At 64.1% G+C, this 21,422-nt stretch carries 17 protein-coding genes; 2 read left to right on the top strand and 15 right to left on the bottom strand.

Translation table 11 applies throughout. The features are described from left to right. Nucleotides 1-76: 76 nt before the first annotated feature. From JQ629_RS23125 to JQ629_RS23155, 7 genes are all read right to left on the bottom strand, one after another. Nucleotides 77-1,336: a serine hydrolase domain-containing protein gene (locus tag JQ629_RS23125; protein ID WP_212414613.1), complete on the bottom strand. Its 1,260-nt coding sequence runs from the start codon at nt 1,334-1,336 to the stop codon at nt 77-79. A 111-nt stretch (nt 1,337-1,447) separates the two neighbouring features. Further along, on the bottom strand, nt 1,448-2,977 hold the full coding sequence (locus tag JQ629_RS23130) for an ABC transporter substrate-binding protein (RefSeq protein ID WP_212414614.1): 1,530 nt from the start codon (nt 2,975-2,977) through the stop codon (nt 1,448-1,450). A 46-nt stretch (nt 2,978-3,023) separates the two neighbouring features. Then, complete coding sequence (locus JQ629_RS23135; RefSeq protein ID WP_212032730.1) at nt 3,024-3,974, bottom strand: ABC transporter ATP-binding protein; 951 nt, start codon at nt 3,972-3,974, stop codon at nt 3,024-3,026. Further along, complete coding sequence (locus JQ629_RS23140) at nt 3,971-4,951, bottom strand: ABC transporter ATP-binding protein (protein ID WP_212263426.1); 981 nt, start codon at nt 4,949-4,951, stop codon at nt 3,971-3,973. Before JQ629_RS23140 ends, JQ629_RS23135 begins: the two co-directional genes overlap by 4 nt. Next, on the bottom strand, nt 4,948-5,814 hold the full coding sequence (locus JQ629_RS23145; protein ID WP_212414615.1) for an ABC transporter permease: 867 nt from the start codon (nt 5,812-5,814) through the stop codon (nt 4,948-4,950). Before JQ629_RS23145 ends, JQ629_RS23140 begins: the two co-directional genes overlap by 4 nt. Continuing rightward, nucleotides 5,811-6,728, bottom strand: coding sequence for an ABC transporter permease (locus JQ629_RS23150; RefSeq protein ID WP_192736646.1), 918 nt, complete (start codon nt 6,726-6,728; stop codon nt 5,811-5,813). The genes JQ629_RS23145 and JQ629_RS23150 overlap by 4 nt, the downstream gene beginning before the upstream one ends. 233 nt (nt 6,729-6,961) lie before the next feature. Beyond that, nucleotides 6,962-7,846 (bottom strand): dihydrodipicolinate synthase family protein, encoded by an 885-nt coding sequence (locus JQ629_RS23155; RefSeq protein WP_212414616.1) that lies wholly within the window; start codon nt 7,844-7,846, stop codon nt 6,962-6,964. Between the two features lie 155 nt (nt 7,847-8,001). On the opposite strand from JQ629_RS23155, the gene JQ629_RS23160 reads away from it, so the two are divergent. Then, nucleotides 8,002-9,414 (top strand): FAD-binding oxidoreductase, encoded by a 1,413-nt coding sequence (locus JQ629_RS23160; RefSeq protein WP_212414664.1) that lies wholly within the window; start codon nt 8,002-8,004, stop codon nt 9,412-9,414. 23 nt (nt 9,415-9,437) lie between these two features. After that, the gene (locus JQ629_RS23165; RefSeq protein ID WP_212414617.1) at nt 9,438-10,103 is read left to right on the top strand and encodes a GntR family transcriptional regulator; all 666 of its coding nucleotides are present in this window, start codon (nt 9,438-9,440) and stop codon (nt 10,101-10,103) included. A gap of 24 nt (nt 10,104-10,127) precedes the next feature. On the opposite strand, the gene JQ629_RS23170 is transcribed toward JQ629_RS23165, so the two are convergent. The 8 genes from JQ629_RS23170 to JQ629_RS23205 all read right to left on the bottom strand — a co-directional run bounded on the left by JQ629_RS23170 (nt 10,128) and on the right by JQ629_RS23205 (nt 21,411). Further along, nucleotides 10,128-11,540: an amidase gene (locus tag JQ629_RS23170; RefSeq protein WP_212414618.1), complete on the bottom strand. Its 1,413-nt coding sequence runs from the start codon at nt 11,538-11,540 to the stop codon at nt 10,128-10,130. Nucleotides 11,541-11,543: 3 nt separating this feature from the next. Continuing rightward, nucleotides 11,544-13,886 carry a molybdopterin guanine dinucleotide-containing S/N-oxide reductase gene (locus JQ629_RS23175; protein WP_212414619.1) on the bottom strand — a complete coding sequence of 781 codons (2,343 nt, stop codon included), beginning with the start codon at nt 13,884-13,886 and terminating at the stop codon, nt 11,544-11,546. A 358-nt stretch (nt 13,887-14,244) separates the two neighbouring features. Then, nucleotides 14,245-15,123 carry a CbbX protein gene (gene cbbX / locus JQ629_RS23180; RefSeq protein WP_212414620.1) on the bottom strand — a complete coding sequence of 293 codons (879 nt, stop codon included), beginning with the start codon at nt 15,121-15,123 and terminating at the stop codon, nt 14,245-14,247. A gap of 323 nt (nt 15,124-15,446) precedes the next feature. Beyond that, entirely contained in the window at nt 15,447-15,863 is a 417-nt protein-coding gene (locus tag JQ629_RS23185) for a ribulose bisphosphate carboxylase small subunit (protein ID WP_212414621.1), read from the bottom strand. 12 nt (nt 15,864-15,875) lie between these two features. Next, nucleotides 15,876-17,336 carry a form I ribulose bisphosphate carboxylase large subunit gene (locus tag JQ629_RS23190; protein WP_212414665.1) on the bottom strand — a complete coding sequence of 487 codons (1,461 nt, stop codon included), beginning with the start codon at nt 17,334-17,336 and terminating at the stop codon, nt 15,876-15,878. Nucleotides 17,337-17,391: 55 nt separating this feature from the next. Beyond that, on the bottom strand, nt 17,392-18,474 hold the full coding sequence (gene fba, locus JQ629_RS23195; RefSeq protein WP_212414622.1) for a class II fructose-bisphosphate aldolase: 1,083 nt from the start codon (nt 18,472-18,474) through the stop codon (nt 17,392-17,394). A 34-nt stretch (nt 18,475-18,508) separates the two neighbouring features. After that, a complete protein-coding gene (gene tkt / locus JQ629_RS23200) occupies nt 18,509-20,539 on the bottom strand; it encodes a transketolase (protein WP_212414623.1) in 2,031 nt (676 codons plus the stop codon). Further along, the gene (locus JQ629_RS23205) at nt 20,536-21,411 is read right to left on the bottom strand and encodes a phosphoribulokinase (protein ID WP_211998830.1); all 876 of its coding nucleotides are present in this window, start codon (nt 21,409-21,411) and stop codon (nt 20,536-20,538) included. Before JQ629_RS23205 ends, tkt begins: the two co-directional genes overlap by 4 nt. Nucleotides 21,412-21,422 lie beyond the last annotated feature (11 nt).

Here is a 21,422-nt window from a genome sequence, read left to right on the forward strand (position 1 = left end):
CGACCGGCGAACTGCCCGCCATCGCGCTCGTTTCAATCACATCTACGTCGGCGGAATGGCAGTCACCCGGAGGTTACTAGGCCGCCCCGAGCGCGCGATATATCCCGCGCTCGAACTGCCGGTAGGCCACCAGCGCCTGTTTGTCGACGAAGGGCAGGATCTGCATCATGATCACGCCCGCAATGCGTTTTTTCGGGTCGATCCAGTAATAGGTATTGAACAGGCCTGCCCAGGTGAGGCTGCCGGCCGCGCGGCCCTCGCGGACCGGATCGACATTGATCATATGGCCGAGCCCCCAGCGCAGATGGACGCCCGGGAAAAAATCCACGTCGTTCGAAAGCGCCGGATTGGCCGTCTTGAGAATCCCTGCCTCGATGTTGCCGATCTGGTTGGTCGACATCATTGCGACGGTATCCGGCCGCAACAGGCTTGTGCCGCGAAAACGTCCGCCGTTCAGCAGCGCCTGCAGCAGGACCAGATAGTCCGGCGCGGTCGAATAGATGCCGCCGCCGCCCGAAAAGGCCGATGTCGGGGCCAGTTTCTCGAACGGTTTTGGGACGAGCTTTCCGCCGGCATCGCGCACATGCAGGCTGGCCTGGCGGGCACGCTGCTGGTCGGTGATGACAAAGCCGGTGTCGTTCATGCCGAGCGGGCCGGTGATGTGTTCACTAAAGTAGCGATCGATGGTTTGCCCGCTGGCGATCTCAACCAGCTGGCTGACATTGTCGATACTGCCGCCATAGGCCCATCGTGCGCCCGGCTCGAACATCAGCGGCCGGCGCGGCAGCGCCGGATCCGCCCGCGCCGCTTTCTGGTAGCGAACCACATTCGGATCCCACAGCGGGTAGCTGAAGCCGGATGTGTGCGTCAGCAGGTTTCGCAGCGTGATCGGCTTGTGCGCCGGTCGCAGCTGCGGCGCGCCTTTGGCATCGAAGCCCGCGAGGACCTGGGGCGAAGCGAGCGTCGGATCGATGTTGGCGGCCGGCTCGTCCAGTTTCAGTTTGCCGCGCTCGACCAGCTGCAATGCAGCCACCGACGTCAGCAGTTTGACCATCGAGGCGATGCGAAAAACCGTATCTGGTGACATTGGCATCGCGGCCGCGATGTTGCGGGTGCCGAACGTGCCTTGATACACGACCGAGGTCTCGTTCGCGGCCATCGCGACCAGGCCGGGGATTTCCCTGGCCGCAACTTTCGCCTGCAACGCGGCGTCGATCGCATCGCCGGAAACCGGCTTGCGGACAGGTGCGGCAAAGCCGGCCGTAGAAACCAGGCCTGCCGCCGCAAGCCCCGCGCTCCGCACCAACGCATCACGCCGACTGAGCAATCCTGTCATCGCGTTCCCGAATGCCGCGCCGAGATTCGGGCATTCTAGACGCTTCGAAACCGAAGACGCCAGTGGGCTAAACCGGCGCGGATTAGCCGCGCCGGCGCCGGCCAGCTCTTGCTACTTCCACTTCGCCAGATAGAAGCGCGGCAGTTCGTCCGAGTACGGCGTGAAATCGAGCTGCTTGGAATAGCCGTAGGTCGTCACATAGGTGTGCAGCGGCGCGAAATAGGCCTGCTGGGTGACGCGCTGGATCACGGCCGAGTAGGCCTTGTTGCGGACTTCCGGGTCGATCGATGAACCGCCTTCGATCAGCCATTTCTGCACGTCCGGATCGCGCGCATAGTCGTCGGCGCCGCCGTCAAGGAAGTTCGGCATGAAGGCCGACACGTCGTTGATCGAGTAGCTGCCCCAGCTTCCGATGTAGGTGCGCAGTTCGCCGGCCTTCGCCTTCTGGATCAGTGCCGCCGTCTGCAGCTGGTTCAGCTTGGCGCGGATACCGACGGCAATCAGGTAGTTCTGAACCGCCGAGCCCCACTGCGGCAGCACATAGCTCGCCACTTCGAGGTCGAAGCCGTCGGGATAGCCGGCCTCGGCGAGAAGCTGTTTGGCCTTGGCGGGATTGTAGTCGTAGATCGTCGCGGCCTCGCCGTTGCAGCCGAACTGGGTCGGGAAGCAGGGCGCCGCCGGAACACGGCTGCCGCCGGTGACGAGCTTGTCGGCCATCGCCTGCCGGTCGATCGAGTGCCAGATCGCCTGGCGTACCTTGAGCTTGGTGATCGGATTGTCCGCGCCGGTGCGGCCGGCCGCGTCGAGCGAGAGATAGCCGACCCGCATCGATTCCTTGCGCACGGCCGCAATGTGCGGAAGCTTGTTCACGTTTTCGAACTGGTCAGGATTCATGTTCCAGATCCAGTCCGCGCGGCTGGCCAGCAACTCCGTCATTTCCGTCGTCGCGTCCGGAACGAAGCGCACGCTCATCTTCTTGATCGCCGGCTTGCCCTTGGGGCTGCCGGCCCAATAATCCTCGAAACGCTCGAAGTCGATGGAGGCGCCCGCTTCAACCTTGGTGATCTTGTAGGGGCCGGTGCCGACCGGCGCCTTGGCGTAGCCTTCCGCGCCAACCTTCTCGCGATAGGCCTTCGGATAGATCGGCACGACCATGGCGAAATAATCCAGCGCCGCGGGCGTCGGCCGCTTCAGCTTGACGCGTACCGACAGGTCGCCGGTCTTCTCGGCCTTTTCAATCCAGTTGTAGTTCGCGGGCGTCGACACCTTGCTCGCGGGATCGGACACCAGATTGAGCGTGTAGACCACATCATCGGCGGTGAACGCGCTGCCGTCGTGGAATTTGACGCCGGGCCGGAGCGTGAATTCGATCGTGGTCGAATCCGGCAGCTTCCACTCGGTGGCGAGCAGCGGTTCGTTCTTGAACGTTTCAGGATTGCGGTAAACCAGCCCGTCCCAGGCCTGGTGGTGCATCACCACGCCGGTGCGCAGATTGTTATAGTAGGGATCGACGTTCGGCAGCGCGTCCCGCATCGTGATCCGCAACGTGTCGGCGGACTTCTGCGCCAGCGCCGGGGATGCGCCGGCACCGACCAGTGCCGCCGCGAGGATCGCCGCACCAAATCTCAATTGCACGCCCATGCCGTCCTCCTTTGGTTCCGATCGCAAGACCGATTTCAAGCACACTCTATGCCAGATGGCACTCTACCATTCCCTGGGGCGCGCGGACCATGGGCGTTGGTGCCACACGGCGGCAGCGTTCGACGGCGATGCCGCAGCGCGGATTGAACCGGCATCCCGGGGGAATATTGGCCGGATCCGGCATGGCATCGCCGAGGCCGATGTCGGGCACGCCACGGCCCGGCTCCGGCGTCAGCACGCTTTGCAGCAACGCCTGCGTGTAGGGATGACCGGGCGCACGAAACAGCGCGTCGGTTTCGTTGCGCTCGACGAACCGACCGAGATACATCACCGCGACCTCGCTCGCGACATGCTCCACGACAGCCAGATTGTGGCTGATGAAAAGATAGGTCAGTCCGAGATCGCGGCGCAGATCGGCGAGCAGATTGAGGATTTGCGCCTGCACGGAAACATCGAGCGCGCTGGTCGGCTCGTCGCAGATCACGATCCGCGGCTCGAGCACCAGCGCACGGGCAATCGCCGCGCGCTGGCGTTGCCCGCCGGAGAGTTGCGAGGGCATGCGCTCGCCCATCGCCGCCGAAAGCCCGACGCGTTCGAGAATTTGAGCGACCCGGCGCTCGATTTCCGCGCGTGAGAAGGTGCCCTGGGCGGTCAATGGCAGCGCGACGATGTCCTTGATGCGGTGCCGCGGATTGAGCGAGGCGAACGGATCCTGGAAGACTGGCTGGATCAGCCGCGCCCGCGCCTTGCGGTCGAGGTCGAACAGGCGCTTGCCGTCGACCAGCACGGTCCCCGCCGTCGGTTTCAGCAGCCCGAGGATCAGCCGTGCGAGGGTGGATTTTCCGCAGCCGGATTCGCCGACAATGCCGAGCACGCTGCCCGCCGGCACGCTGAAGGTAACGTCGTCGACCGCGATCACGCGTTTTTCCGCCGCGAACCAGCCGGCGTTGACCCGGAACTCGCACCGCAAATTCTGGACTTCGATCGCGACGCTCATGCGGGCTGCGGCTCCGAAAATTCCGGTGCGAGCCGGCACAGATAGTCGTGCGCGCTACCTGCCTGACGGCGCGGGATTTCGCGTTCGCAGCTGGCGTCGGCATGGGAACAGCGCGAGCGGAACGCGCAGCCTGCAAAGCCCGGTCCGATCGCCGGCACCACACCCGGGATCGAGCCGAGCGGCCGATCACGCTGCACCCGGCCCGGCACGGGCACGCAGGACAGCAGTCCGCGCGTATAGGGGTGTTGGGGGCTGCGGAACAATTCCGCGGTCGGCGCGCGCTCGACCACCTCGCCCGCATACATCACCGACACCCGGTCGGCGACGCGGGCGACGATGCCGAGGTCATGGGTGATCAGCAGGATCGCAAGGCCGAGTTCGCGCTTCAAGGTCGCGAGCAGCCGCAAAATCTGCGCCTGCACGGTAACGTCGAGCGCGGTGGTCGGCTCGTCGGCGACCAGCAGTTCGGGATCGCACATCAACGCCATCGCGATCATGACGCGCTGACGCAAGCCGCCGGAAAGCTGGTGCGGGAACTGGCCGAGCCGCATCTCCGGCGCGGTGATACCGACGCGGCCCATCAGTTCGACCGCGCGCTCGAGCGCGGCGGTGCGCGAGCCACCCTTGTGGCGGGTCAGCACCTCAGCCATTTGCGAGCCGATCGTAAAGGCCGGGTTGAGGCTGGTCATCGGCTCCTGGAAGATCATCGAGATCCGATTGCCGCGCAGGCGCGCCATCTCGCGGTCGGACAGCGAAAGGAGATCCGTGCCGGCAAAGCTCATGCGTTTGGCGGAGCGCCGGCCGCCGCGCGCGAGCAGGTTCATGATCGACAGCGCGGTCACCGATTTGCCGCAGCCGGATTCACCGACCAGGCAATGGGTCTCGCCCTTCTCGACCTGCAACGAGGCGCCGCGTACCGCCGCGCTGCGGCCGCCGAACGTCACTTCGAGATCCTCGATGTCAAGCAATGCGCTCATCGCGACCGCTCCGAGCCGAGCAGATTGCGCAATCCGTCGCCGACCAGGTTGATGCCGAGCACCAGGATGAACAGCGCGACGCCGGGCACCATGATCACCCAGGGCGAGAAGAACATGTAATCCTTGCCCTCGGCGATCATCAGACCCCAGGACGGCAGCGGCGGCGGCACGCCGAGGCCGAGGAACGACAGCGCCGCCTCGAGCAGGATCGCGAGCGCCATCTCCAATGTTGCCACCACGGCAAGATGGCTCGCGATGTTCGGCAGTATCTCCTTGACCAGCAGATGCGACGTCGAGGCGCCGGCGCAGCGGGCGGCGTTGACGTAATCGAGGCCGCGAATCTGCATCGTGGTCGCGCGCGCGACCACGGCGAAGCGGTCCCACAACAGAAGCCCGAGCGTTGCGACGACGAGGCCTAGCCCCGACCCCATCAGCCCGACCACCGCCAGCGCGACCAGCACCACGGGGATCGACAGCCGCGTGGTGATGGCGAACAGCACGGCGTCGTCGACGCGGCCGCCGAAGAAGCCACCGAGCACGCCGAGCGTGATGCCAATCAGTCCCGACGTGATCACGGTCATGATGCCGATCAACAGCGAAATGCGCGCGCCGTACACCAGCCGCGCCAGATAGTCGCGGCCGAGCTGATCGGTGCCGAGCAGATGCCCGGCCTGAGTGCCCTCCATCCAGAACGGCGGCTTGAGGCGGTTGCCGAGGTCCTGGGTGAAGGCATCATGCGGCACCAGCTGATTGCCTGCTATCGCGGCCACCGCGATGATGCCGACGATGACGATCCCGACCGTGAAGCCGGCCACGCCGACCCGCGACGTCAGCGGCGCATGGATTGCAATCGGTTCGCTCATCCGGTCCGGAGCCTCGGATCAAGCAGCGCATTGAGGATGTCGGAAAGCAGCGTGAGCCCGATATAGATCGCCGCCAGCACCAGCACCACCGCCTGCACCACAGGAAAATCATTCTTCGCGATGCTCTCCCAGCCGAGATAGCCGACGCCATGCAGCGCAAACACCGTTTCGATGACGATCGAGCCGCCGAGCATGAAGCCGAGCTGGACGGCGGCGATCGACACCACAGGGATCGCGGCATTGCGAAGCGCGTGCTTGAAGATGATGCGCGCGCGCGACAGGCCCTTGGCGCGCGCGGTGCGGATGTAGTCGGACGCCATCGCCTCGATCATGCCGGATCGCGTGAGCCGTGTGAGGGCGGGGATTGCCGTAAAAGCGAGCACGATGCCCGGCATCACGAAGTGCTGCCAGGTTCCGGTGCCAGAGATCGGCAGGATGCCGAGATTGAGACCGAGCACGATCATCAGGATCAAGGCGAGCCAGAAGCTCGGGATCGCCTGCCCCACCATCGTGAACATGGTGACACCGCGGTCGAGCCAGGTGTTCTCGCGGACCGCCGCAAGGATGCCGAGCGGGATCGAGATGATCAGGGCCAGGCTCAGGCCCACGAGGCCGAGCGTCAGCGTGATGGGCAGGCGCTTCGCGATCAGGTTGGAGACGCTGTCCTTGAAAAAATAACTCTGGCCGAAATCACCGACCATGGCGCGGCCGACCCAGGAAAAGAACTGGACGTAGAGCGGACGATCGAGGCCGTAGGCCTTGCGTATGATTTCGACGTCGGCCTGCGTCGCGGAAGGCCCGGCGATTGAAATGGCAAGGTCGCCCGACAGCCGCGTCAGCATGAATGCAAGCGTCATCACCGTGAGCGCGACCAGGAGGCCGAGACCGAGACGCCGGGCAATCAGAAGCAGCATCGAGAAGTCCAATACCGAAACGCAACGAGAGTGTTCAGGTCGGTGTCCCCTACCCGAAGCGACCGCACGGTGTCATCAAACAGACCCTCCATGCAAGAGCACGACTTGCCACATGCAAGAGCCGCGCCGCGGCCACGAGCAAGAGCCGCGCCGCGCGCAGGTTTCAGGTGCGGCCTTGCCCGAGGATTCGCTTCAAACGTTGCGTACGCACGTGAAACGTCGGGTTGAGACCTTCAGGCGACCTCCGGGCTCATCAACGTCTCCAGCTTCGCCTTGAAAGCCGCGCCGTCGGCGCACTGGCGCAGCGGTGGACGCACCCGCAGCCAGCCGGCGTCGCCGCTCTGCGCGGCGATAATTGCCTTCAACGTCGAGGGGAACGACGGCCCGCTGGCGACGACGTCGATGGCGGCCTGCATGCGCGCTTCCGCGCCGGTCCCGTTGATCATGGCCTGAACCAGGCCAGGCACGACATTGCCCATTCCGCAGATCGTGCCGGCGCCGCCGGCTGCGATGGCGCGGGCGATATCGGTTTCGTTGCCGACCGTAATCGCAAGCTCGGGCGCGGCGGCACGAAACGCCTGGAATTGCCTGAAGTCGCCGCTTGAGTCCTTGAGACCTGCGACGACAACGCCGTAGCGCTTGCGCAAACTGGCCGCCACCGCGACCGGCACGGCGACGCCGGACACCTGCGGGATATGATAGAGCGTGGCGCGAAGGCGGTCGTCAGCCACGGCATCGAAAATCGCGGATAACGCATCCTCGATTCCCTCAGGCGTGACGTCACGGTCGAAATAGGGCGGCAGGATCAGCACATGGTTCAATCCCAGGCTCAGTGCCGAACGCGCCAGTGCAATGCTGTCGGTGATGGCGGGAAAGCCGCCGCCAAGCCCGATGCGCGACGACGCCACGCCGGCCTTGAGCAACGCCTCGACGGTGGCGATCCGCTCGGCCACACCGAATGAGGTGCCCTCGCCGGTGGTGCCGAACAGCACGACGCCGTCGACGCCCTTTTTGAAGAGGTTGAGGGCGTGCCCCGCGAGCTTCGCGTGATCCACGGTCCCACTGGTCGTCAGCGGTGTGGGCGCAGCCGCCCAAAACCCGCGAATTGCTGCTGTCATGACCTCACCCATTGCATCTGGACGCCCCAAGCGGCATCCGCGTGGCCTTCTTGACTTCTGTTGTACCTTACATACAAGAACACCTCAACTCGGTATTGAGCAGGCCGCGCTGCCAAAAACGCATGGACGCGCGACGGACCAACAAAGGCTCCGCCATGGATGCGATGACGCGACCCGAACGACCGATGGAGCTGCTCAGCGCCTTGCAGCGCAAACTCGGCCCGCAGGCGGTGCTGACCGGCGCCGATATTCCCGCCCGCAATTGCAACGACTGGAGCGCGAGCCTGCCGCAAACACCGATCGCGGTGGTTCGGCCGCTGGACGCAGCCGGCGTATCGGAGGCGATCGCGACATGCCGCAAGGCGCAGCTGCCGTTCGTGCCGCAAGGCGGATTGACCGGCCTGTGCGGCGGTGCTTCTCCGGAACCGGGCTGGGTCGCGATTTCGCTGGAGCGAATGGTCGGCATTGAAGAGATCGATCGCGCCAGCTCGACCATGACGGTCAAGGCCGGCACGCCGCTGGAGACGATTCAAAAGGCCGCGGATGAAGCCGGCTTCTTCTTCCCGCTCGATCTGGGATCGCGCGGCTCCTGCGCCATCGGCGGCAATCTTTCCACCAATGCCGGCGGCAATCGCGTCATTCGTTACGGCATGACGCGCGAGCTGGTGCTTGGCCTCGAAGTGGTGCTGCCGGATGGCACCATCGTCACCAACCTCAACAAGCTCCTGAAGAACAATGCCGGCTACGATCTGAAGCATCTGTTCATCGGTTCGGAAGGCACGCTCGGCATCATCACCCGCGTCGTATTGCGGCTGTTTCCGAAACCGCGCTCGACCATGGCGGCACTCTGCGCCGTGGCGGACTATCCTGCGGTGCTTGATCTGCTCGACGCGGCGCGTGGCGGGCTCGGTCCGCTGCTGTCGGCATTCGAAGTGATGTGGCCGGACTATTGGGAGGTGATTACGGCGCGGGCCGGCGTGCGCTCGCCGGTCGGCACCGGTCATGGTCTCTATGTGCTGGTGGAGGCGCAAGGCACCGATGAGAGCATCGATGCGCCGCAGTTCGAAGCGTGGCTCGAAGACCTGATGGCGCGCGGACTGCTGCTGGACGCTGCCGTCTCGCAATCGGTGGCGCAGACCAGGGCGTTCTGGGCGGTGCGCGACATCTGTTCGGAATTCGGCCAGGTGCTCGGCCCGCACATTTCCTACGATATCGGGCTTGCGGTGGCGCGGATGGATGAGTTCGTCAGCCGCTGCAAGTCAGCGCTGGCAGGAGGCATCGCCGGATGCGAGAGCGTCTATTATGGCCATATCGGCGACGGCAATCTGCACCTGGTGTCCTGGGTCGCGGGCCTGCCGGTCGAGCGCCAGCCCAAGGAAGAAATGGACGCGATCATCTACGGCCTGGTGCGCGACATGGGTGGCAGCGTCTCCGCCGAACACGGCATCGGAACGATGAAGAAAAAATGGCTCGGCCATGCGCGCAGCGAAGCGGAGATCGCGCTGATGCGTACGCTGAAGGCGGCGCTCGATCCCGATCATTTGCTCAATCCTGGAAAGGTGATCTGATCGAGGCGGAGGCAAGAGGGCCCATGAAATCGCTCAAGCTCGATGCACCGAAGTCGCTGTCGCAGCGGGTCATGCTGCGGCTGCGTCAGGCCATCATCGATGGCGAATTCGGACTGGGTGCGGTCATTTCCGAAGAGATGATCGCGCAATCGTTCGGCGTCAGCCGAACGCCGGTGCGGGAAGCGATGGGCCTGTTGCAATCGCAGGGGCTCGTGGTGATAAGGCCGCAGGTCGGCAGCTTTGTCTTTACCCCGAGCGCTGCCGACATCTCGGCGCTTTGCGCGTTCAGGATCATCATCGAGCCCAAGGCCGCCGAACTCGCCTATCGTCAAGACCGCGCCGGCGCGCTCGCGGCGATGCGGTCCGCGATCTCGGAGATGGAGCTGGCGCTGGCGGCCAAGGACAACGTCGCCTATGGGCGAGCGGATACAGCAATGCATGAAGCCTTCTTCGCGCATTGCGGCAATCGCTATCTTGTCGAGTCCTATCAATTGGTATCGGGACGCGTAGCCGCGCTGCGCACCAATTTGAGCGCACCGGTCGACGTCCAGACACCGGCCTCGTTCGACGAGCACCGCAAGCTGCTCCATTTGTTCGAGCGCGGCGAGCTCGCAGCTTTCGAGACGCTGATGACGTCGCACATCGCCAATTCAGGGCTGACCTACGCGCGGGCGCTGGAAGTCGCGTAGGCCATCGCTCCGCCGTTGCGTTTCTCAAGCGATCGGCGGACGCGCGGAGGCCCATGGCCGTGCGGCCTCGAACGCCGCGGACATCTGCAGCACACCGAGATCGTCGCAGCGCCGGCCGACGATCTGCAACCCGACCGGCAAGCCTGATGGGGTGAACCCGCAGGGAATCGATGCTGCCGGATTCTGTGCCAGGTTGAACGGATAGGAAAATTCCGCCCACGACATCCAGTCCCACGGATGTTGCGGCCAGTGGTCGGGTTGCAACTGCGTGGCGGGGAATGCCGCAACCGACACCGCCGGTGTCAGGAGGAAATCCCAGTCCTCGAAGAAATGGTGGATCTCCGCGCAATAGGCGAGTTTTACGACTTTCATTTTCAAATAGTCTGACAGCGTGATGTGCTGTCCGGCTTCGAAGCATGCGACAAAGCCCGGATCCAGCCGGTCTCGGGATTCGGCGACGCGATCCGCGTAACGGCTGTAATGTGCAGGCCAGAAAAAGCGCGCCAGTTCCGGGCCCTTCGGTCCCCACGGCGTTGCCACCTGTTCGACGCGCCAGCCGAGCTCGGTTTCGAACGCCTCCACGGCCTTGCGCACCAATGCCGCCACATCAGGGTCGACGCGGGCATGGCCAAGATCCGGACTGAATGCGATGCGGGGCGCGCGCGGCCGGCTCGCGAACTGTGCGGGATAGTTGGCCGGCGGCCCTTCAAGACTCGACTGATCGTCGGGATGGCGGCCAGCCATCACTTTTAGCATCAGGGCAGCGTCGGCGACCGTGCGCGTCAAAGGACCGAGATGCACGGTGTTGTCGCTCGGTGTCATCGGCGATTGCGGCACGCGACCGTAGGTCGGCTTGATTCCGTAGACGCCGCAAAAATGCGCGGGCATGCGGATCGAGCCCGCGCCGTCACTGCCTTGATGGAGCGGACCGTAACCAGCGGCGGCGCCAACGCCGGCGCCGGAAGAAGACGCGCCGGCGTTCAAACCGAGTTTCCAGGGATTATGCGTGACGCCGGTCAGCGGACTGTGGCTGACACCCTTCCAGCCGAATTCGGGCGTGGTGGTCTTGCCGAGGATGATGGCGCCCGCGTTGCGAAGCCGCGCGACCGCGACGTTATCTGCGGGCGCGACCTCGCCGCGAAACAAATAGGTCCCGCGTTCGAACGGCATGCCGCGCACCGGTTCGAGATCCTTGATGGTCACGGGAATGCCGTGCAGCGGCCCGAGAGAATCTCCCTTGGCGAGCGCGCTGTCGGCCGCCGCCGCGGCGGCCATCGCCTCTTCCGCCGCGAGATGGGCAAAGCCGTTCAGTTTGGGCTCAAGGGCTGTGATGCGCTCCAGCACCGTCGACGTGATTTCGACGGAGGATAGTTCTTTGGCGCGGATCGCGCCCGCCAGCTCCGTTGCCGGCGTGAAGCAGAGATCGACTTTATCCATGACCTAGCTTCCGCGCTTCGCGGTCACGGGCGGATCATAGGCCTGGATCGGCGGCAGATTGCCGGTGAAACGTTCGACCTCGGCGGTCGTCAGTTGTCCGGTGCAGCCCTGCGCCAGAGAGGACGTGCCGACGTCCCGCGTCAGCACGTTCGGATTGCCGTGCACGCAGAGCGAGGCTTCTTCCTGGGGATCGGCGGGATCGTACCACGCGCCGGTAGCCAACTGGATCACGCCCTGCCGGATGTCGTCGGTGACGCGTACGCCTGCAAGACAGGCGCCGCGCTCGTTGAACAGGCGAATGATGTCGCCATCGGAAATCCCGCGCGCGGCGGCGTCGATCGGATTCATACATGCCACCTCGCGTCCGCGGTGCTTCGACGCTGCACTGTGGCCACCGAAGTCGAGCTGGCTGTGCAGCCGCGTCGCCGGCTGATTGGCGACAAGGATCAGCGGCGCCGAAGGCGCCGGCACCTGCATCCGCTCGAGCCAGGCCGGATGCCCCGGACAGTCCGTCTCGCCAAAGCCCGCGATGGTCTCCGAGAATATCTCGAGCTTGCCGCTGGGCGTCGGGAGTTTCGCTCCATCAGGATCTTCGCGGAAACGGCGCAGCTGCCCGCCATCGTCGGGATGTTGCGGCATGATCAGGCCATCGCTCTTCCAGAATTCGTCGAAGCTCGGCGCCGCTAATCCGCGCTCTGCCAGCCCTTTCCGCGTCGGTTCGTACAGATGCTCCAGCCACTGGCGGACGTTTCGGCCTTCAGTAAATTCCTCGCGCTTGCCGAGACGTTCGGCGAGATCGGAGAAGATGGCGTAATCGTCCCGCGCTTCACCATAAGGCGGCGCAATCTGCTGCATCGGCACCAGCAAGGGATCGTTGGCGTTGGCGCCGATATCCTCGCGCTCCAGCGTCATGGTCGCGGGAAGCACGAAATCGGCATGTCTCGCCGTCGCGGTCCAGCCCAATTCATGCACCACCAGCGTATCGACCTGCGCGAAAGCCTGCCGCAGGCGATTGATGTCCTGATGATGATGGAAGGGATTGCCGCCGGCCCAATAGACCAGCTTGATGTCGGGATAGGTCTTGGTCTTGCCGTTGTATCGATAGGTGCCGCCGGGATTGAGCAGCATGTCGGCGATGCGGGCGACCGGAATGAATTCGGTGACGCCGTTACGGCCTTGCGACAGCGTCGGCGTCGGCACGGCGTTATAACGTCGTCCGTAATACGCGATGGCGCCGAGCGCGTAGGCGTAACCGCCGCCCGGCAGGCCGATCTGCCCCAATGCTGCGGCAAGCACCGCGCCCATCCAGACCGGCTGCTCGCCATGCTCGGCGCGTTGCAGCGAGTGCGAGACCACGATCAAAGCACGGCGGCCGTGGAGCTGTCGGGCGAGCGCCACGATAGTGTCGGCCGCAACGCCTGATATCGCGGCGGCCCATGCCGCGTCCTTGGGCTGGCCGTCCGTCTCGCCCAGAACGTAACGCTCGAACACCGGCCAGCCGACCGTGAAGCGATCGAGGAAAGCGCGATCGTGCAGGCCCTCGACGACCAGCGTGTGCACCAGCGCCAGCATCAGGGCGACATCGGTGCCGGGGATGTTGCTGATCCACTGCGAGCGGGCTTCATCCGGCAAATCGCCGCGCAGCGGGCTCACATGGACGAACTGGCAGCCGCGCGCGGCGGCGCGCGCCATCGCGCCACGCTCGACATGCTTGCTGGTGCCGCCGCCGGCCACCATGCTGTTCTTCAGCGCCATGCCGCCGAAGGCGAGCACGACATCGCTATGCTCGGCAATCTGTTCCCAGGAGACGTTGCGCTTGGTCAAATCCTCGTAGTCGCCGATGATGTGGGGCACCACGACGGTGGCGGCGCCGGAACTATATGAATTGACCGACTTGACGTACCCCCCCATCGCGACGTTCAGGAAGCGATGGACCTGGCTTTGCGCATGGTGAAAGCGGCCCGCGCTCGACCAGCCATAGGATCCGCCGAACACCGCGCCTGGACCATAATTATCCCGCACCCGGGCGAGTTCCGCGCCGAGCAGGTCCAGCGCGTCCTTCCACGACATCGGGACAAATTCATCACGTCCGCGGCGCGCGTCCGGCCCGCGCTTTCCTTCGAGCCAGCCGCGGCGCACCATCGGCTGCGCGACCCGCGCGCGATGGCGCAAGGCGCCGGGAAAATTATCGATGATCTGGTTCGGATCGGGATCGTCAGGATGCGGCCGAACCTCGAGTTCATCGCCCTGCCAGCGCGCCGAAAACACGCCCCAATGGGACGAATGCGGACGAAAAGCTGCGTCGGCCGGGGAAGCGGAAGGGGTTTTCTCGGTCACATCGGTCATTCGCAATCTCTCATCGCCATTTGGTGCATGCCAGCACAAATCTGCCGCCGACAGTGTAGACCCATCGGGCGCTGAGAGTATTGCGAAATTAGGGAGAGAGGCCTGCTCGACCCGCGCCCCTGGCTATGCGGCCGGCAAGGGCGAGGCTAAGCTCACTGTCTGATCCGATTTAGGACGCTGCGCGCGCATTCTACGAGGTCGCCGAGCGCGCCGATCATTCGTCGTTCCTGCAGGCGTACCTCTACAACCCGGCAATACCGCAACCGGGATGGCGACACTCGATGACTCGGGCGCGAGACCGACGAAATTCGGCGCAAAGATTGGCCTGGATCCGGCGCTCGTCATGCACAATGGGCAACTAGGGCTTGTCTTTCAAAAAGACCCGGCTGGCCAGCACGTCCGACGCCTGCAGCGACATCACGTCGTCGGCGTCCAGCATGCGGTCGAGATCGGCGACGAGGCGATTGGCCTGGCGCAGCCGCATGCGGTCGAGCGCGTTGCGGATCGAGCGCGCGTTAGAGAACAGCGGCTGGGTCACGCGTGCCGCGATGTAGCGGATGAACGCCTCGCGCGCCTCGGCGCTGAACTTGTAGTTCATGTCGTGCAGCATCAGCTCGGCGATGGCGAGCAGCTCATCATTGGAATAATCCGGAAAATCGATGTGATGGGCGATGCGGGAGCGGAAGCCCGGATTGCTGGCGAAGAATTTTTCCATGCGGTCGCCATAGCCGGCGAGGATCACCACCAGATCCTCCCGCTGCGATTCCATCACCTGCAGCAATATCTCGATCGCCTCCTGGCCGTAGTCCCGTTCATTGTCCGGCCGATTGAGATAATAGGCCTCATCGATGAACAGCACGCCGCCCATCGCCTTCTTCAGCACTTCCTTGGTCTTGGGCGCGGTGTGGCCGATATATTGCCCCACCAGTTCATCGCGGGTGACCGAGACGACATGGCCGCGGCGGACGAAACCAAGCCGGTGGAGAATGCCCGCGATCCGCAGCGCCACCGTGGTCTTGCCGGTGCCGGGATTGCCGGTGAACGACATGTGCAGCGTCGGCGTGTCCGTCGTCAGATTCATGCGCTTGCGGATACGTTCGATCAATAGCAGCGACGCGATCTCGCGAATACGGGTCTTGACCGGTTTCAGCCCGATCAGTTCGCGGTCGAGCTGGGTCAGGATCTCCTCGATGCCGACGGCCTCGAGCTCTTCGCGGAGATTGACCCGGTCTGTCATTGGTGAGGCATCCAAATCCATCTGCGAACCGCCTTTCGGGAAAAAAACTCCGTCGCCACCCTTATGGCGACGGAGCAGTACTTCCGGCTGGGGTCGATGAGGGAGCACCGCCGGCCGGCAGAGGAACGACTACTCGCACCCTATCGCGTCATCCCCGCGCAACGGCTTTGCCGTTGTCGCTGGAGGTGCGAGCCTCTTCGACGAGCCTCGAAGGATGAGAAGCGCCCGTGGCCCATCCTTCGAGGCTCCACCAATGGCGCATCGCGCCATTGGTCTCGCACCTCAGGATGACGTCTCCCGATTTGATGCATGATCATCATGCTCTAGTAACGACCGCCCTCGGGGCGATCGACCGCGTAGGACTTCGTGGTGTAGCGGATGTTGCGGCCGGCCATCTCGTGCCGCTCGAGGCGGAAGCCGGGTTCGTCCTTTGGCCGGTTGACGATGAAGGACAGCCGCACCGATTCCCAGCCGTGGCTGTTATCGAAAGCCGACAGTCGGATGTAGCTGTTGCCATACACCTTGCGGCATTGGCCGAGCTCCATCATCACGCCGGCAGCGTCGCGGAGATCGAACATCGGCAATCCCCACATCTCCCAAAAACTGTTGCGGGGATGGGGGTCGTCGGTGAACTCGATGTTCACCGCCCAGCCCTTCTCCAGGCAATACTGGACCTGGCGGGTGATCTGCTCGTCGGTGAGGTCAGGCAGGAACGAGAAGCAGCCCTGGGTAACACGCATGATATCAGCTCCTTACATTGCGACGCTGGGTGTGGGGACGTAGTCCGGCATGTCGGTCGATTCATAGTTGAAGGTGACGTTCTTCCAGACCTCGAGCGCCGATTTCAGCGGCGTGCAGGTCTCTGCCGCCTTGGCCAGAATTTCCGGCCCTTCGGCGAGATAGTCGCGGCCCTCGTTGCGGGCGAGGATCATCGCTTCCAGCGCCACGCGGTTGGCGGTCGCGCCGGCCTGAATGCCCATCGGGTGACCGATGGTGCCGCCGCCGAACTGCAGGATCACGTCTTCGCCGAGATGATCGAGCAGCTGGTGCATCTGGCCGGCGTGAATGCCGCCGGATGCGACCGGCATCATCCGGTTGAGGCTGGCCCAGTTCTGGTCGAAGAACACGCCGTGCTCGAGCCGCACCGGATTGTAGTCCTCGCGGCAGATGTCGTAATAGCCGCGCGTGGTCGCCGGATCGCCTTCGAGCTTGCCGACCACGGTGCCGGCGTGGATATGATCGACACCCGCCAGCCGCATCCATTTCGCGATGACGCGGAACGAGACGCCATGACTGCGCTGCCGCGTGTAGGTCGAATGCCCTGCCCGGTGCAGATGCAGGATCATGTCGTTGCGGCGCGCCCATTTCGCCATCGACTGGATCGCGGTGTAGCCGATGACGAGGTCGATCATGATGATGACCGAACCGAGTTCCTTGGCGAATTCGGCGCGTTCGTACATGTCCTCCATGGTTCCGGCGGTGACGTTGAGATAGGTACCCTTGATCTCGCCGGACGCGGCCTGCGCCTTGTTGACCGCCTCCATGCAATAGAGGAAGCGCTCGCGCCAATGCATGAACGGCTGCGAGTTGATGTTCTCGTCGTCCTTGGTGAAATCGAGCCCGCCCTTCAGCGCCTCATAGACCACGCGTCCGTAGTTGCGGCCGGAGAGTCCGAGCTTCGGCTTCACGGTGGCCCCGAGCAGCGGACGGCCGAACTTGTCCATGCGCTCGCGCTCGACGACGATGCCGGTCGCGGGGCCCTGGAATGTCTTCACATAGGCCACCGGCAGCCGCATGTCTTCCAGACGCAACGCCTTCAGCGGCTTGAAGCCGAACACGTTGCCGATAATCGACGCCGACAGGTTGGCGATCGATCCGTTCTCGAACAGGTCGAGATCGTAGGCGATGTAGGCAAAGTATTGCCCCGGTGAATTCGGCACCGGATCGACGCGGTAGCACTTGGCGCGATACTTTTCCGCCGCCGTCAGCCGGTCGGTCCACACCACGGTCCAGGTCGCGGTCGAGGATTCGCCGGCCACGGCCGCCGCGGCCTCGATCGGATCGACGCCATCCTGCGGCGTGACCCGGAACAGCGCGATGATGTCGGTGTCCTTTGGCACATAGTCGGGCTCCCAATAGCCCATCTTCTTGTATTCCATGACGCCTGACTTGTAGCGTTCCTTGCCGCGAATGGTCATCGAGTGCTGGTTCATACTGGTTTCCTCTTGTTGCGTGCGGCGGCTGGTCGGAAGCGTGGGGATCAAAAGATCAGGCGGCATGGGTCATCTCCCCGATACGAGGGTCGAGCGCGCCGGAGCGATAGCGCTTCGCCATTTCGGCCAATGGAACGACCTTGATCTTGGAGGCGTGGCCGGCAGTGCCGAACTGTTCGAAGCGCTCACGGCAAAGGTCGCGCAGCGCGTCCATCGCGGGCTTGAGGAATTTGCGCGGGTCAAATTCGCTGCGGCTTTGGGTTGCGACCTTTCGGAACGCCGCGGCCATCGCCAGCCGGCAGTCGGTGTCGATGTTGACCTTGCGGACGCCATGCTTGATGCCGCGGATGATCTCCTCGACCGGCACGCCCCAGGTCTGCGGCATCTCGCCGCCGAACTGGTTGAACATGTCCTGCAGCGGCTGCGGTACCGAGGAGGAGCCGTGCATCACCAAATGCGTGTTCGGCAGCCGGCGATGGATCTCCTCGACCACCCGCATCGCAAGGATGTCTCCGTCCGGCTTGCGCGAGAATTTGTAGGCGCCGTGCGAAGTGCCCATTGCAATCGCCAGCGCGTCGACCTTGGTGGCGCGGACGAAATCGACCGCCTGGTCCGGATCGGTCAAGAGCTGATCGTGGCTGACCTCACCCTCGACGCCGTGGCCGTCCTCCTGTTCGCCGCCGCCATGCTCCAGCGAGCCGAGCACCCCCAACTCGCCCTCGACCGAGGCGCCGATCCAGTGCGCCATGTCGACGACGCGGCGGGTGATGTCGACGTTGTAGTCGTAATCCGCCGCGGTCTTGGCATCGGCCTTGAGCGAGCCGTCCATCATGACGGACGTAAAACCATGCTTGATCGCGGTGGCGCAGGTTGCTTCCTCATTGCCGTGGTCCTGGTGCAGGCAGAGCGGAATCTGCGGATGCATCTCCTCCAGCGCGTCGATCATCTTCGAGAGCATGATGTCGTTGGCGTAGGAGCGCGCGCCGCGCGAGGCCTGGATGATAACAGGCGCATCGACGGCGGCCGCCGCCTCCATGATCGCAAGGCCCTGCTCCATATTGTTGATGTTGAACGCCGGCACGCCGTAGCCGCGCTCGGCGGCATGATCCAGCAATTGCCTCAGTGTGATCCTGGCCATCGGTCCCTCCATGTCGTTGTCTGTTTGCAGGCGGTCACGTGTCGTTCACCGCCATCCTGGCGCGCGCGATGCAGCGCAGCGCGGCCTTCGCCACCCCGTCCGCGGTGATGCCGAACTCGCGATAGAGTGTTTCAGCCGGCGCGGAAGCGCCAAAGCCGGTCATGCCGACGAACTCGCCGTCATCGCCGAGCCAGCGCGCCCAGTCGCCCTCGACCGCGGCTTCGACACCGATCCGCGGCACGCGTCCGAGCACCGCGGTGCGATATTCGCGGGATTGCTGGCGAAACAGTTCGAAGCACGGCGCCGAGACCACGGCGGCGCAGACGTTGACGCTCGCCAGCAGTTCAGCCGCGTGCATCGCAATTGATACTTCCGAGCCGGTTGCGATCAGGGTGACGTCGCGGCCTTCCTCCGGATCGACAACGACGTAAGCGCCAAACGCGACCAGATTCTGCTCGCCAGCTTCGCGGAACGTCGGCATCGCCTGCCGCGACAGGCACAGCAGCGACGGGCTATTTTGGGTGCGCAACGCGCAATCCCAGGCTTCTGCGGTTTCAACGGCATCGCCGGGGCGAAACACCAGCAAATTGGGGATCGCCCGCAGCGATGCCAGATGCTCGACCGGCTGGTGAGTGGGGCCATCTTCGCCCAGTCCGATCGAGTCGTGCGTCATCACATGGATGACGCGGATACCCATCAATGCCGCCAGCCTGATCGCGGGGCGGCTGTAGTCGGCGAAGCTCAGAAACGTACCGCCATAGGGAATGAAGCCGCCATGCAACGCGATGCCGTTCATCGCCGCCGCCATCGCGTGCTCGCGGACGCCGTAGTGAATGTAACTGCCGTTGAGGCTGTCGGCCTGAACGGGCTTATGCGTCTTGGCGCGCGTCAGGTTGGAATGGGTCAGATCGGCCGAACCGCCGAGCAAATTCGGCAACGCCTCGGCAATCCCGTCGATCACCAGCTGCGAGGCCTGCCGGGTCGCGATGTTGGGCCGCTCGGCTGCGAAGCGATCGCGCAGCAGCGCCATCGCGTCAACATAGCCGCACGGCAGGTTGCGATTGAGGGCATCGTGAAACGGCGAGCGCGCCGCGGCACAGCGTTTTGTGCGTTCGATCCAGCTGCGGCGGGCGGCATGCCCGCGTGCGCCAGCGTCGCGCCATTGCGCCGCGATATGCTCCGGAATCTGGAACGCCGGGTGCGGCCAGTTCAGCGCGTGGCGGGTCTTCGCAACTTCATCGGCACCGAGCGGCGCGCCATGGGCTTTTTCGCTGCCCTGGCGGTTCGGCGACCCGAAGCCGATCAGCGTGCGGCAGGCGATCAGCGACGGCCGGTCGCTGGTTCGGGCCCGTTCGATCGCCGCGGCAATGGCTTCGGGATCGTGGCCATCGATACGGCAGGCCGACCATCCGGAGGCCTTGAACCGCGCGAGCTGGTCATCCGAACACGACAGCGAAGTCGCGCCATCGATCGAAATCTCGTTGTCGTCGAACAGCACGATCAGGCGATTGAGCTTCAAATGGCCCGCCAGCGAGATCGCCTCATGGCTGAGGCCTTCCATCAGGCAGCCGTCGCCTGATATCACATAGGTGAAGTGATCGACGTAGTCGTCGCCGAACCGCGCATTCATCAACCGTTCGGCGAGCGCCATGCCGACGGCAGTGGCGATACCCTGCCCGAGCGGCCCGGTGGTGGTCTCGACGCCAGGGGTATGGCCATACTCGGGATGTCCCGGGGTCTTCGATCCCCATTGCCGGAAGGCCCTGAGTTCATCCGATGTCACGCCCTCATAGCCCGTCAGGTGCAGGAGTGCGTACAGCAACATCGAGCCGTGACCGGCTGATAGCACGAAGCGATCGCGATCCGGCCATGCCGGGTCGGCCGGATCGAATTTGAGGAATCGCGAAAACAGGACGGTCGCGACGTCGGCCATGCCCATCGGCATACCGGGATGGCCGGATTTTGCTTGTTCAACCGCATCGATCGCCAGAAAGCGAATCGCGTTGGCCATTTCCGCGTGCGAAGCATCCGGACGGGTGGCAATACGGGACAGGGGAGCGTTCATGTCGTGCGCCTCTTGCGTTCCATCAGTTGCAGGATCAGCGGGGTGAGGATGAGCTGCATCGCCAGATCGAGCTTCGCGCCGTGGATCACGATCGAATTGGCGCGCGACATGAAGCTGTGCGGGATCATCGACAGCAGATACGGAAAATCGATGCCGCGCGGATTCCTCAGGCGGATCACCACCATCGATTCGTCCGGCGTTGGAATCCACCGCGCGATGAACGGGTTCGACGTATCGACGGTCGGCACACGCTGGAAATTGATGTCGGTATCGGCGAATTGCGGACAGATATAGTTCACGTAGTCGGGCATGCGCCGCAGGATGGTGTCGGTCACCGCCTCCGCGGTATAGCCGCGGGCGTTGCGGTCACGGTGCAGCTTCTGGATCCATTCCAGGTTGATGACAGGCACGACGCCGATCTTGAGATCGGCATGCTGCGCGACGTTGACCTTGTCGGTCACGACGGCGCCGTGCAGCCCTTCGTAGAACAGCAAGTCGGAATTCTCAGGCAATTTGCGCCAGTCGGTGAACGTGCCCGGTTCGGCGCCGTACAGCTTCGCTTCTTCATCGTCGTGGATGTAGTGACGCGTCGTTCCGGTGCCGGATTCGCCGTAGTCCCGGAACACCCGTTCCAGTTCAACGAACAGGTTGGTTTCCGGGCTGAAATGGCTGAAATGCTTGTTGCCGCGCTCGGCTTCCTCCAGCATTTTCGTGCGCATCTCGAAGCGATTGTAGCGGTGGAAGGCGTCACCTTCGATGTAGGCCGCAACCACCTTTTCGCGGCGGAAGATCTGCTCGAACGTCTTCTTCACCGACGTCGTGCCGGCGCCCGACGAACCCGTGATTGATATGATGGGATGAGCCCGCGACATGTCGTTCGCCT

This window comes from Bradyrhizobium sp. AUGA SZCCT0222 (genome assembly GCF_018130205.1).
Taxonomy (GTDB): domain Bacteria; phylum Pseudomonadota; class Alphaproteobacteria; order Rhizobiales; family Xanthobacteraceae; genus Bradyrhizobium.